Annotated in this window: 12 protein-coding genes; 6 read left to right on the top strand and 6 right to left on the bottom strand. The window is 73.5% G+C overall.

Features of this window, described 5'->3' with window-relative positions:
- Positions 1 to 65 precede the first annotated feature (65 nt).
- From WA788_RS03310 to WA788_RS03325, 4 genes are all read right to left on the bottom strand, one after another.
- On the bottom strand, positions 66 to 614 hold the full coding sequence (locus tag WA788_RS03310) for a hypothetical protein (protein ID WP_335971393.1): 549 nt from the start codon (positions 612 to 614) through the stop codon (positions 66 to 68).
- Between the two features lie 51 nt (positions 615 to 665).
- Positions 666 to 1,481, bottom strand: a complete 816-nt coding sequence (locus WA788_RS03315; protein WP_335971395.1) for an ABC transporter permease — start codon at positions 1,479 to 1,481, stop codon at positions 666 to 668.
- Entirely contained in the window at positions 1,478 to 2,518 is a 1,041-nt protein-coding gene (locus tag WA788_RS03320) for an ATP-binding cassette domain-containing protein (protein ID WP_335971396.1), read from the bottom strand. The genes WA788_RS03315 and WA788_RS03320 overlap by 4 nt, the downstream gene beginning before the upstream one ends.
- 154 nt (positions 2,519 to 2,672) lie before the next feature.
- Positions 2,673 to 3,290, bottom strand: coding sequence for a superoxide dismutase (locus tag WA788_RS03325; RefSeq protein ID WP_335971398.1), 618 nt, complete (start codon positions 3,288 to 3,290; stop codon positions 2,673 to 2,675).
- Between the two features lie 381 nt (positions 3,291 to 3,671).
- Between WA788_RS03325 and WA788_RS03330 the strand changes: the two genes are divergently transcribed.
- The 5 genes from WA788_RS03330 to WA788_RS03350 all read left to right on the top strand — a co-directional run bounded on the left by WA788_RS03330 (position 3,672) and on the right by WA788_RS03350 (position 9,693).
- Complete coding sequence (locus WA788_RS03330; RefSeq protein ID WP_335971399.1) at positions 3,672 to 4,664, top strand: D-alanyl-D-alanine carboxypeptidase family protein; 993 nt, start codon at positions 3,672 to 3,674, stop codon at positions 4,662 to 4,664.
- Between the two features lie 154 nt (positions 4,665 to 4,818).
- Positions 4,819 to 6,150 carry an ArsB/NhaD family transporter gene (locus WA788_RS03335; RefSeq protein ID WP_335971401.1) on the top strand — a complete coding sequence of 444 codons (1,332 nt, stop codon included), beginning with the start codon at positions 4,819 to 4,821 and terminating at the stop codon, positions 6,148 to 6,150.
- Positions 6,151 to 6,324: 174 nt separating this feature from the next.
- Positions 6,325 to 6,528 (top strand): cold-shock protein, encoded by a 204-nt coding sequence (locus WA788_RS03340; RefSeq protein WP_103500173.1) that lies wholly within the window; start codon positions 6,325 to 6,327, stop codon positions 6,526 to 6,528.
- Between the two features lie 273 nt (positions 6,529 to 6,801).
- On the top strand, positions 6,802 to 8,457 hold the full coding sequence (locus tag WA788_RS03345; RefSeq protein ID WP_335971406.1) for a DEAD/DEAH box helicase: 1,656 nt from the start codon (positions 6,802 to 6,804) through the stop codon (positions 8,455 to 8,457).
- A gap of 150 nt (positions 8,458 to 8,607) precedes the next feature.
- Entirely contained in the window at positions 8,608 to 9,693 is a 1,086-nt protein-coding gene (locus WA788_RS03350) for an S-(hydroxymethyl)mycothiol dehydrogenase (RefSeq protein WP_335971408.1), read from the top strand.
- 63 nt (positions 9,694 to 9,756) lie between these two features.
- Here the strand turns inward: WA788_RS03350 and WA788_RS03355 are convergent, their stop codons facing one another.
- Entirely contained in the window at positions 9,757 to 10,902 is a 1,146-nt protein-coding gene (locus WA788_RS03355) for a glutathione-independent formaldehyde dehydrogenase (protein ID WP_335971410.1), read from the bottom strand.
- Positions 10,903 to 11,103: 201 nt separating this feature from the next.
- Here WA788_RS03355 and WA788_RS03360 point away from each other — a divergent pair, with 201 nt between their 5' ends.
- Entirely contained in the window at positions 11,104 to 11,697 is a 594-nt protein-coding gene (locus WA788_RS03360; RefSeq protein ID WP_335971412.1) for a hypothetical protein, read from the top strand.
- A gap of 24 nt (positions 11,698 to 11,721) precedes the next feature.
- On the opposite strand, the gene WA788_RS03365 is transcribed toward WA788_RS03360, so the two are convergent.
- Positions 11,722 to 12,666: a D-2-hydroxyacid dehydrogenase family protein gene (locus tag WA788_RS03365; protein ID WP_335971415.1), complete on the bottom strand. Its 945-nt coding sequence runs from the start codon at positions 12,664 to 12,666 to the stop codon at positions 11,722 to 11,724.
- Positions 12,667 to 12,782 lie beyond the last annotated feature (116 nt).

Here is a 12,782-nt window from a genome sequence, read left to right on the forward strand (position 1 = left end):
GCGCGAGGAGTACGGACGTACGGGCGTACGCGTACAAGCGGGCGTACGGCTGCCGCCCGCCGCTGTCAGCCCGTCGTCACCACGCGCGCGGACAGGTGGACCAGCCGGGCCACTCCGAACTGGAGCATCAACGGCAGCGTGTGCTGCGCGGTCACCCCGTGCACCCCGGTGAAGGTGACGGTCGGGCCTGCGCCGCCGAACGTCACCGTGGTGCCGTCCGGCAGGTAGATCCCCGCGTCCATCAGCGAACCGGGGTCCCCGGTCTTCCCGGTGGTGCGGCCGGCGATGGCACCGCGGCCCGCGTCCGGGGCGCCCACCATGTCGAGGTGCTCGGGTACCCCGCTGTCGTTGCGGACCGCCATCGTCAGGGTGCCGTTGCCCGCGCTGTCGAGGTGCGCGACGGCGTCGCTGATCGTGAGGTCGACGCCGTCCTCGTGCACGACCGCCCGCCCGGGCGTGTCCGCCGCCGTCGGGGACTGCGAGGGCGCCGCGTGCGCGGAGCCGGAGTGGGAGCAGCCGGTGGCGAGCGCGACCAGGGCCGCCGCGCCCGCGACCGCCCGGGCGGCGCGCGGAATCCGGGAGGAGCGAAGTGCGGTACGGCGGTCACGGCTCATTCCGGCATCATGTCAAGCCGCCCGAGCCCGGCCGCACCCACCCCCGCCCCGTCACACCGCCCTGCGGTAGAGCCACACGCCCAGCGGGGCGAACACCGCGACGATGCCCGCGTCCCACGCCAGGGCCTGCCACACGTCCGTGGCGGTCGGCCCGCCGAGCACCAGGGCCCGTACCGCCTCGGCGGTCCGTGAGACCGGCTGGTGCTGCGCGAACGCCTGGAGCCAGCCGGGCATCGTGTTGACGGGCACGAACGCCGCGGAGGCGAAGACCAGCGGCGCCAACACCGGGAAGGCCGCGGCCTGGGCGGTCTCCGGGTCGCCCACGGCCATGCCGACCACCGCGAAGATCCAGGACATCGCGAAGCCGAACGCGAGGACCAGCAGGATGCCGCAGAGCAGGGCGGGCACCCCGGCATGGATGCGGAACCCGATGGCGAAGCCCACCGCCGTCATCAGCGCCACCACGAAGACGTTCCGCACCAGGTCCGCCATGGTCCGCCCGACCAGCACCGCCGACCGGGCCATCGGCAGCGACCTGAACCGCTCCATCAGCCCGGTCTGCATGTCGGTGGCCAGCCCGATCGCGGTGTTCATCGCGCCGAAGACGGCGGTCTGCACGAAGATCCCGGGGATCAGGAAGTCGACGTACGACACCCCGTGCAGCGCGGGCGCGACGACCCCGCCGAAGACGTAGCGGAACATCAGGACGAAGACCAGCGGCTGGATGGTGGAGAAGACCAGCAGCCGCGGCACCCGGCGCAGCCCGATCAGGTTCCGCCAGGCGACGGCCGCGCCGTCCCCGGCGGTCCGCAGCAGCCGGGACAGCGGCCGGGCCGGTGCCGCCGGTGCCAGCACGCCCCCGGTCACGACGCCTCCCGGGACGCCTCGCCGCCCCCGGACGCGCCGCCCGCGGACCCGCGACCGGACCCGCGCTCGGACCCGTCCCCGGGCCCGCCGTCGCCGGCCGGGCCGCTGCGGTGCCCGGTCAGCTGGAGGAACACGTCGTCGAGGCTGGACTCGCGCACCGCCACGCCCTCGGGCACCAGGCCCTGCTCGTCCAGCGCGCGCAGCACCCCGAGCAGCGGCCGCGAGCCGTCGTGCGAGACCAGCCGCAGCCGGTCGCCCTCGGTGCCGGGCGGCTCGGGCAGCCGCCCCCTGAGCGCGCCGGCCGCCTGCTCCGCCCGGCCGGGGCCGCCCATGTCGAGTTCGATGACGGTGTTGCCCAGCTCCGCCTTGAGCAGCGCGGGGGTCCCGTCGGCGATGGCCCGGCCGTGGTCGATGACCACGACCCGGTCGGCGAGCTGGTCGGCCTCCTCCAGGTACTGCGTGGTGAGCAGCACCGTGGTGCCGTCGGCCACGAGCCGGCGGATCATCTCCCACAGCGCGATTCGGCTCTGCGGGTCGAGCCCGGTGGTCGGCTCGTCGAGGAAGAGCACCGGCGGGTCGGGGACCAGCGCGGCGGCGACGTCCAGCCGGCGGCGCATCCCGCCGGAGTACGTGCGCGCGGGCCGGTCCGCGGCCGCCGTCAGGTCGAACCGCTCCAGCAGTTCGGCCGCGCGCTGCCGGGTCCGGGAGCGCCGTACGTGGGTGAGGCGGCCGATCAGCCGCAGGTTCTCCCGGCCGGTGAGGTTCTTGTCCACTGCCGCGTACTGCCCGGCCAGGCCGATCAGGTTCCGTACGGTGCCGGCCTCGCGGACGACGTCGTGGCCAAGCACCCGGGCGCTGCCGCCGGTGGGGCGCAGGATCGTGGTCAGGATGCGGATCGCGGTGCTCTTGCCCGCGCCGTTGGGGCCCAGCAGGCCGAAGACGGTGCCGGGCCGGACGTCGAAGTCGACCGAGTCCAGCGCCGTCACGGCGCCGAACCGCTTGCTGAGGCCGGAGACGCTGATGGCTGCCTGGTCCACACGACCACCTCGCTCGGCATGGCGGATCTGCCTCGCCCTCCATTCTCGCCCCGGGCGCGCGAGGCCGCAGAAGGGTGGCCGACCAGGGCGAACGGGGCCGGCGGACCGGACGTGCGGACCGGGCCGGGCGGAGCCCTCCGCCCGGCCCGGGCGGTCACGCGGAAGCGGCGGCCGACACGGCGGCGTACCGGCGCGAGACGTCCGTCCAGTTGACGAGGTCCCACAGCTTGGTGACGTAGTCGGGCCGCACGTTCCTGTACTGGAGGTAGTACGCGTGCTCCCAGGCGTCGAAGACCAGCAGCGGGGTGGTGCCCTGGCCGACGTTGCCGTGGTGGTCGTAGACCTGCTCGACGATCAGGCGCTTGCCGACCGGCTCCCAGGCGAGCACGCCCCAGCCCGAGCCCTGCACCGACGCGGTGGCGGTGGTCAGCTGCTTCCTGAACGCCTCGAAGCCGCCGAGGTGTTCGTCGATCGCGGTGGCCAGCGCGCCGTCGGGGCGGTCGCCGCCGTCGGGGGAGAGGTTCTGCCAGAAGATCGAGTGCAGGACGTGGCCGGAGAGGTTGAACGCGAAGGTCTTCTCCAGCCCGACCAGGCCGGTCGGGGTGATCGCGTCCTTGTCGCGGGCCTCGGCGATCTGCTCCAGCGTGTCGTTGGCGCCCTTGACGTAGGCGGCGTGGTGCTTGGCGTGGTGCAGCTCGAGGATCTCGCCGGTGATCGCCGGCGCGAGCGCGGAGTAGTCGTACGGCAGGTCGGGAAGCGCGTAGGTGCCCATCAGGCACGGCCCCTTTCAGCGGGTGGGAACTGACGGCCGCGACCCACCCTAGACCTTTATTGCGAACTCCTTGCAACAGCGACTCAAGTGCATCAGCATGAGGGCGGGGCGGAACCGGCCCGACAGCCCCGGAAGTTCCTTCCGCGCTGATCGTCTTTCACCCGGCAACCCGCCGGCGCCGGTTCCGCCCCTTCCCGCCGTCCGCCCCTCTGCTCCGCCCCCTGCTGCGGCGGCTGCTCCGGCGGCTGGTTCGGCGCTCGCGGATCGGTAAGACGGATCGTCAGAAAATAATTGCGGCACGGGTGCACCGTTGGGCCGTGCCCAACGTCTCTCCGGTGAGCGGCACTTCCGCATGCCGCCCCACTGACCTATGGAGCAGTTGTGAGTACCGACACCAGCAGCATCCGCCGGGCCTCGGCGGCGGTGGTCACGGCCGCCGCCCTCGTCGCGGCGGGCGCGCTCGCCGCCCCGGCGGCGCAGGCGGCGGCCCCGCACGCGGCACCCGCCTCCGCGCGGTCCGCCCCGGCCACGGCCGCCAGAGTCACCGCCGCCAGAGCCACGGCTGCCAAGACCGCCGCGGCCACCACCCTCAAGGCGCCGTCGATCGCCGCCAAGGGCGGCTACGTCATGAACAACGGCACCGGCGCCACGCTCTACACCAAGGCCGCCGACACCCGCCGCTCCACCGGCTCGACCACCAAGATCATGACCGCCCGGGTGGTCCTGGCCACCAAGAACCTGAACCTGGACGCCAAGGTGACGGTGCAGAAGGCGTACAGCGACTACATCGTCGCCAAGGGCGCGTCGTCCGCGCACCTGATCGTCGGCGACAAGCTCACCGTCCGGCAGCTGCTCTACGGCCTGATGCTGCCGTCCGGCTGCGACGCCGCCTACGCGCTCGCCGACAAGTTCGGCACCGGCTCCACCCGCGCCGCCCGCGTCAAGTCCTTCATCGGCAAGATGAACTCCACCGCCAAGTCGCTCGGCCTGAAGAACACGCACTTCGACTCGTTCGACGGCATAGGCAACGGCAGCAACTACTCGACGCCGCGCGACCTCACCAAGCTCGCGAGCAACGCGATGAAGAACAGCACCTTCCGCGCGGTCGTGAAGACCAAGTCGACCAAGCAGAAGGTCACCACCAAGTCCGGCGGCTACCGCTACATGTCGTGGACGAACACCAACACCCTGCTGGGCACCTACTCCGGCACCATCGGCGTGAAGACCGGCTCGGGCCCCGAGGCCGGCTACTGCCTGGTCTTCGCCGCCACCCGCGGCAAGAAGACCGTGATCGGCACGGTGCTCGCCTCCACCTCGGTGAACGCGCGCACCTCCGACGCCAAGAAGCTCATGGACTACGCCTTCAAGAAGTGACCTGAGCTGACACCTCGTCAGCTCGCGGGGGTGTCCCCCGGCGGGCGGAGCCTGTCGGGGGACGGACCCCGTCGTGTACGTTGGCCGCTGGTGTGCCGGGAAGTCTGGTCGGCGAGGACAGGAGAACTCTCTTCGCTGACAGGAGCTGGTGCCGGTGCTGTCGACGGCCTCGGGAACAGCCGCCGGAACCGCCGACTGGCAGGCGTGGGCCGCCGTCGCGGTCTTCGTCGGGACGTACGCCCTGATCGTCACCGAGCGAATACACCGGGTCGCCGCCGCACTCGGCGGCGCCGCGGCGATGCTGCTGATCGGCGCCACCGACGGCGGTTCCGCCTTCTACTCCGAGCGCTCCGGCATCGACTGGAACGTCATCTTCCTGCTGCTGGGCATGATGGTGATCGTCGGCGTCCTCAAGCCGACCGGCCTCTTCGAGTACCTGGCGGTCCGGTCGGTGCAGCAGGCCCGGGCCCGGCCGTTCCGGGTGCTGGTGACCCTCACCGTGATCACCGCGACCGTCTCCGCGCTGCTGGACAACGTGACCACGGTGCTGCTGGTCGCGCCCGTCACCCTGCTGGTCTGCGAACGCCTCGCCCTGCCGTCGGCGCCGTACCTGATCACCGAGGTGCTCGCCTCGAACATCGGCGGCATCGCCACCCTCGTCGGCGACCCGCCCAACATCCTCATCGGCAGCCGCGCCGGGCTGACCTTCGACGACTTCCTCCTCACCCTCGCCCCGCTCGCCGCGCTGCTCGTACTGGTGCTGATCGGCCTGGCCCGGGTGATGTTCCGCACCTCCTTCGGCTACGACGCGGAGCGCGCCGCCGAGGTGATGGCGCTCGACCCGCGCGCCTCGATCCGCGACCGGCGCACCCTCGTGCAGGGCCTGGCGGTGCTGGCCGCGGTCGTCGCCGCCTTCGTGCTGCAACCGGTCCTCGGCTACGAGCCCAGCGTCGTCGCCCTGCTGGGCGCGGGGCTGCTGACGGCGGTGGCCTCCGTCCGCACCCAGGACGTACTGGCCGAGGTCGAGTGGCCGACCCTCGCGTTCTTCGCCGGGCTGTTCGTGATGATCGGCGGGCTGGTGGAGACCGGGGTGATCGGGCACGTCTCGAACACCCTGGCGCACGCGGTCGGCGACCGGGAGCTCGGCGGCTCGATGCTGCTGCTCGGCGGCTCCGGGGTGCTCTCCGGCGTCGTGGACAACATCCCGTACGTGGCGACCATGGCACCGGTCACCGCCGACCTGGTCCAGCACCTGGGCGGGGATCGGCACCACCCGATGTGGTGGGCGCTGGCGATCGGCGCGGACCTCGGCGGCAACGCCACCGCGATCGGCGCGTCCGCGAACGTGGTGGTGCTCGGCATCGCCGAGCGCGCCGGCCGGCCGATCACCTTCTGGCAGTTCACCCGCCACGGCCTGGTCGTCGCGGCCGCCACGCTGGCGGTGAGCGCGGGGTACCTCTGGCTGCGCTGTTTCGCGCTGCCGTAGACCTGTGCTACCGTCGGATTGTTGCGGTTGTGGTACCCATGAACTCTGTGTGCGCCTGACGGGATGTGACCCTCGGGCGCATTTTGTTTTCCGGCCTCCAGGATGGGGTCATTGCAGCGACACCTGGCCCGTGAAGTGCGGGATCAGGAACTGCACCATCAGAGGAAGTCAGACATGGCAACCGGTACCGTCAAGTGGTTCAATTCGGAAAAGGGCTTCGGCTTCATCGAGCAGGACGGCGGCGGCGCCGACGTCTTCGCCCACTACTCGAACATCGCCACCCAGGGTTTCCGTGAGCTCCACGAGGGCCAGAAGGTCACCTTCGACGTCACGCAGGGCCAGAAGGGCCCGCAGGCGGAGAACATCGTCCCGGCCTGACCGGACGCAGCTCCACCCAGCAGTACCCGAGCAGTACCCGAGCCGGGTCCCGCCGCTTCGCACGCGGGGCCCGGCTTTTCGGGCCCGGACGGCTTTTCCGCCCGGATTCCCCGGCCGTTCACCCGGCCTTTCCCATCGCCGTTCCACCGCTGTTCCGCAGTTGTTCACCTCCTCACCCGTTCAGCTCCCGGCTCGTTTCGCGGGTCTCCGCCCGGTGTCACTCTTCGCGGAGTCTTTGTTCGGCACGCGCCGCCTTCGAGGAAGGCTCCACGCATGCCCGAAAGAACCCGTCAGACGAATACCGGCGGACCGTCCCGCCCCGCCCGGCGCAGGCCCCGCGGCCCCCAGCAGGGCGCCGGCCGCACCGGCTCCCCCCGCGGCGGCGGCCGCCCGGCCGACACCGGCTCCGAGGAGTCCGCGTACACCTCGGCGTACACCACGCAGACCCCCGCGCCGCCGGCCGCGACCACCTTCGCCGAGCTGGACCTGCCCGCAGCCCTGGCCGAGGAGCTGACCCGGCAGGACGTCACCGAGCCGTTCCCGATCCAGGGCGCCACGCTGCCCAGCTCGCTGGCCGGCCGCGACGTGCTCGGCCGGGGCCGGACCGGCTCCGGCAAGACCCTCGCCTTCGGGCTGGCGCTGCTGGCCCGCACCGCGGGCAAGCGCGCCGAACCGCACCAGCCGCTCGCGCTGGTGCTGGTCCCCACCCGCGAACTGGCCCAGCAGGTCACCGACGCGCTCACCCCCTACGCCCGTGCGCTGCGCCTGCGGCTGGCCACCGTCGTCGGCGGGCTGTCGATCGGCCGCCAGGCCGCCGCGCTGCGCACCGGCGCGGAGGTCGTCGTCGCCACCCCGGGACGGCTGCGCGACCTGGTCGACCGCGGCGACTGCCGGCTGGACCAGGTGACGATCACCGTCCTCGACGAGGCCGACCAGATGGCCGACATGGGCTTCCTGCCGCAGGTCACCGCGCTGCTGCGGCTGGTGGTGCCGGACAGCCAGCGGATGCTGTTCTCCGCGACCCTCGACCGCAACGTGGACACGCTGGTGCGGCGGTTCCTGTCCGACCCGGTGGTGCACGCCGTCGACCCGTCGGCCGGCGCCGTGGTGACCATGGAGCACCACGTGCTGCACGTCACCAGCGAGGACAAGCGCGCCGCCACGGTGCGGATCGCCGCCCGTGACGGGCGGGTGCTGCTCTTCCTGGACAGCAAGCGCGCCGTGGACCGGCTGGCGAAGACGCTGCTGGCCAACGGGGTGCGGGCGGCGGCGCTGCACGGCGGGAAGTCCCAGCCGCAGCGCACCCGTACCCTCACGCAGTTCAAGAGCGGCGAGGTCACCGCGCTGGTGGCCACCAACGTCGCGGCCCGCGGCATCCACATCGACGACCTGGACCTGGTGGTCAACGTCGATCCGCCCGCCGACCACAAGGACTACCTGCACCGCGGCGGCCGCACCGCCCGCGCGGGCGCGTCCGGCAGCGTGGTGACGCTGGTGCTGTCCGAGCAGCGGCGCGACATGGAACGGCTGATGGCCAAGGCGCGGATCACCCCGCAGACGGCGAAGGTGCACTCCGAGGACGAGGAACTGGCCCGGATCACCGGTGCCCGGGTGCCGTCCGGGGTGCCGGTGACGATTCCGGTGCCGGCGCAGGCGCCGGCCGCGCAGGCTTCCGGCGGGTCCGCCCGGCGCGGGAGCGGGCGGCGCAGGTCGCGCTCGGGCGGCGCGGGCGGTGCCGGTGCCACCGGCGGCGCGGCGGGTGCGCAGGGCGGTACGGGGCGCGGCCGTACGCCCCGGGGCGCGGGTGGTGCCGCCCGCGCCGGGGGTGGTGCGTCGCGCGCCGCCGGGGGCTCCGGCCGGGCGAACGGCGGGGCCGGGCGGGCCGCGGGGGCGCGGACCGGGCAGCCCCGGCGGGGCGGCACCGCGTAGCTCCGGGGACCGCAGGGGCCGGGCCGCGGGACGGGGAGGGGCCGGGGACCGGCCGCGGGGCCGTTGCGTGGCTTGTCGCGCGGCGGTACCCGGCGCGGGAGAATGCGGGGTCGAGGTTCTCCGGCAGGTACACGTAGAGAGGCGGATGACGTGGCGCAGCAGGTTCGGGGTGTGGTGGCGCGCGGCAAGGGTGCGCCGGTGGCCGTCGAGACGATCGTGGTGCCGGACCCGGGTCCGGGCGAGGCGGTGGTCGCGGTGCAGGCGTGCGGGGTGTGCCACACCGACCTGCACTACCGCGAGGGCGGCATCGGCGAGGACTTCCCCTACCTGCTCGGCCACGAGGCGGCCGGTGTCGTGGAGTCGGTCGGCGAGGGCGTGACCGAGGTCGCGCCCGGGGACTTCGTGGTGCTCAACTGGCGTGCGGTGTGCGGCGACTGCCGGGCCTGCCGGCGCGGCCGGCCCTGGTACTGCTTCGCCACGCACAACGCCCGGCAGAAGATGACGCTGCTGGACGGCACCGAGCTGTCGCCCGCGCTGGGCATCGGCGCGTTCGCCGACAAGACGCTGGTGGCGGCCGGGCAGTGCACCAAGGTCGACCCGGCGGCCTCGCCCGCGGCGGCAGGCCTGCTCGGCTGCGGCGTGATGGCCGGGCTCGGCGCGGCCATCAACACCGGGAACGTGGGCCGGGGCGACTCGGTCGCGGTGATCGGCTGCGGCGGGGTCGGCAACGCGGCGGTGGTCGGCGCCCGGCTCGCGGGCGCCGCGCGGATCATCGCGGTGGACATCGACGACCGCAAGCTCGCCACCGCGCAGCGGCTCGGCGCCACGCACACGGTCAACTCCCGGACCAGCGAGCCGATCGAGGCGATCCGCGAGCTGACCGGCGGGTTCGGCGCGGACGTGGTGATCGAGGCGGTCGGCCGCCCCGAGACGTACACACAGGCGTTCTACGCCCGCGACCTGGCCGGCACCGTCGTGCTGGTCGGGGTGCCCACGCCGGAGATGCGGCTCGAACTGCCCCTGCTCGACGTGTTCGGCCGCGGCGGCGCCCTGAAGTCGTCCTGGTACGGCGACTGCCTGCCCTCGCGCGACTTCCCGATGCTGATCGACCTCTACCTGCAAGGCCGGCTCGACCTCGACGCGTTCGTCACCGAGACCATCGAACTGACCGATGTGGAGCAGGCGTTCGCCCGTATGCACGAGGGCGACGTGCTGCGGTCGGTGGTCGTCCTCTGAGCGCACCGGGCCGGCCCGCCCCGGGAGTCCGGGGCCGGCCGTCCCACGCGGACCGACGCGGCCTCATGCGGCGAGTGCCGGGTGCAGCACCACCTTCGTGAAGCCCTCCACCCGCTGGTCGAACTTCTCGTACGCCATCGGCGCCTGCTCCAGCGGGAGTTCGTGGCTGACCACGAAGCTGGGGCGGGCCCGGCCGGCGGTGATCAGGTCGCGCAGCTGGCGGTTGTACCGCTTGACGTTGCACTGGCCGGTGCCCATCCGCTGCCCCTTCTCGAACATCTTGCCGATCGAGACGAGCAGTTGGCCGTGCCGGGCGTGCTCGTCGGGCCCGCCGGGGTCGGACGGCACGTACAGGCCGGGGATGCCGAGCCGCCCGGTCGGGCGGACCGTCTCCACCAGCGCGTTGAGCACGGTCGCGGGCTCCTCGTGGCCGCCCTCGTGGCCCTGGGCCTGGTAGCCGACCGCGTCGATGCCCTTGTCGGTGCCCTCGCCGCCGGTGAGGTCCCGGATCTGCTCGGCCGCGTCGCCCTTGGTGAAGTCGATCGGGACCGCCCCGACCTCCTCGGCCTTCGCCAGCCGCTCCGGCACCCGGTCGACGACGAACACCTTGGCGGCGCCGCGCAGCAGCGCGGAGTACGCGGCCATCAGCCCGACCGGCCCGGCGCCGTAGACCGCGACGGACTCGCCGGGGGAGACCTCGGCCAGTTCGCAGCCGTGGTAGCCGGTCGGGAAGATGTCGGCGAGCAGCACGAAGTCCGTCTCGAACTGCTCGCCCGGGGGGAGCTTCAGGCAGTTGAAGTCGGCGAACGGCACCCGCAGGTGCTCGGCCTGACCGCCGGCATACGGGCCCATGGCCACGTAGCCGTACGCGCCGCCGGCGAAGCCCGGGTTCACCGTGAGGCAGAAGCCGGTGTTGCCGGCCAGGCAGTTCTTGCAGAAGCCGCAGGCGACGTTGAACGGCATGACCACGCGGTCCCCGACCCGCAGGGACGTGACACCGTCGCCGGTCTCCTCGACGATGCCCAGGTTCTCGTGGCCGAAGACGATGCCGGCCTCGGCCGCGGTGCGGCCCTCGTACATGTGCAGGTCCGACCCGCAGATCGCGGAGGACGTCACACGGACCACCACGTCGTTGGGGTGCTGGATGCCGGGGGTGTCGACATCGGCGACCGCGACGGAGAAAGGTTCCTGATAGACGACAGCCTTCATTTTCACCACCTCCGTGGTCCTTCCAGCCAACACCCGCCCCGGCCACATCTCAAACGGAGCCCCGCGCCCCCACCGCCACCCGTGCTCCGCACCTGGTGGGGGCCATGGGGGTGTAAAGGGGGAGCCAGGAAGCGGGGGCGGGGCGTCAGGGGGGCGTCAAGGGCGGCGGCGGGCGGGGGTGGGGGAACTAGCGTCGGGGCCATGGGACGTGGGGAGTGCTCCGGGGCGGAGCCACGGCTGTGGGCTCGGCTGCGGGCTCGGCTGCGGGTGCGGATACGGGCTCGGCGGCAGGGCGGGCCCGCGGTGGCGTGCGACCGGGCGTGGGCCGGGCGGCTGTGGAGCGCGTACGGCGCGGCCGCGGCGGTACTGGCCGTGGCGCTGGTGACCGACGCGTGGAACGGCCGGCTGAGCGTGCCGCGGCTGGCGGTGTGCGGGGCGCTCGCGCTGGTGCTGTTCGCGATCCTGCTGCCGGCCAGGACCACCGCGGGGGACGGCTGGCTGGACGTGCGCGGGCTGCTGCGCCGGCGGCGGGTGCACACCGACCACCTGGTCTCGGCGCGGTTCCTGGGGGAGATCGACCGCCGGGTGGTGCTGCGCGACGCGTTCGGCGGGCGGGCGTCGGTGGAGGTGCGGGTGCTGGTGGCGAACCCGTTCCTGTGGCACGAACTCGACCGCGGTGCCCGGCGCGCGCACGCCGCCGGGCTGCTGCCGGACCGGTGCGCACTGCGCGAGCTGGCGGAGTCGATTAACGCGGCCGGGGCGCGCGAGTTGCTGACGTCCGCGGGCATGCGCTGAGGCAGGGGCGAACGGGCCCGGCCGTCAGAGGGTGCGGATGGGGGCGCCCGCGCGCCACGCCTCGATGTCCTCCACGGCGTCGGCGTAGAAGATCCGGTAGGTGGTGTCGGTGACGTAGCCCATGTGCGGGGAGAGCAGGGTGCGGGGCGCGGTGCGCAGCCAGTGGCCGTCGGGCAGCGGCTCGGTGTCGTAGACGTCGAGGCCGACGCCGGCCGGGCGGCCGGCGGCCAGGGCGCGGCGCAGCGCGTCCTCGTCGATCAGCCCGAAGCGCGAGGTGTTCACGAGGTAGGCGTCGGGGCGCATGGCGCCGAGTTCGGCGGCGCCGACGATCCCGCGGGTGGCGTCGGCGAGCACCATGTGCACGGTGGCGACCTTCGCGGTGGCGAACAGCTCGTCCTTGCCGACCGCCCGGGCGCCGCCGGCCGCCGCGCGCTCCGCGGTGAGGTGCGGGCTCCAGGCGACCACGTCCATGCCGAACGCGGCGCCCACCGCGGCGACCCGCGCGCCGAGCCGCCCCATGCCGACGACGCCCAGCACCTCGCCCGCCAGGTCCGGTGCGACCCGCCGCTGCCAACCGCCGGCCCGGATCGCGGCGTCGTCGTCGGCGACCTGCCGGACCAGGCCGAGGATCATCGCCCAGGTCAGCTCGGCGGTGCCGGTCGGGTGCGAGCGGGTGCCGCAGACCAGCACGCCGAACTCGGCCGCCGCGGCGAGGTCGATGGCCGCGTTGCGCATGCCGGTGGTGACCAGCAGCCGCAGCCGGGGCAGCCGCCGCAGCACCTCGCGGGGGAAGGCGGTGCGCTCGCGCATCGCCACCACCACGTCGAACGGCTCGAGGGCGGCGACGAGCGCGTCGCGGTCGGCCAGGTGCCGGGGGAAGAAGACCGGCTCGGCCCCGGGCAGCCGCCCGGACCAGTCGGCCAGCGACTCGGCGACCTGCTGGTAGTCGTCCAGTACGGCGACGCGCATCGGCGGTTCTCCTCCTGGTCGGGGGCCCGGACCCGGCTCGGGGTGCCCGGCTCCTGCTGGTCGGATGTCGGTTCCTGCTGGTCGGGTGCCCGGCTCGGGCGATCCTACGGCCGCGC

This window comes from Streptomyces sp. CA2R106, assembly GCF_037034245.1.
Classification (GTDB): domain Bacteria; phylum Actinomycetota; class Actinomycetes; order Streptomycetales; family Streptomycetaceae; genus Actinacidiphila.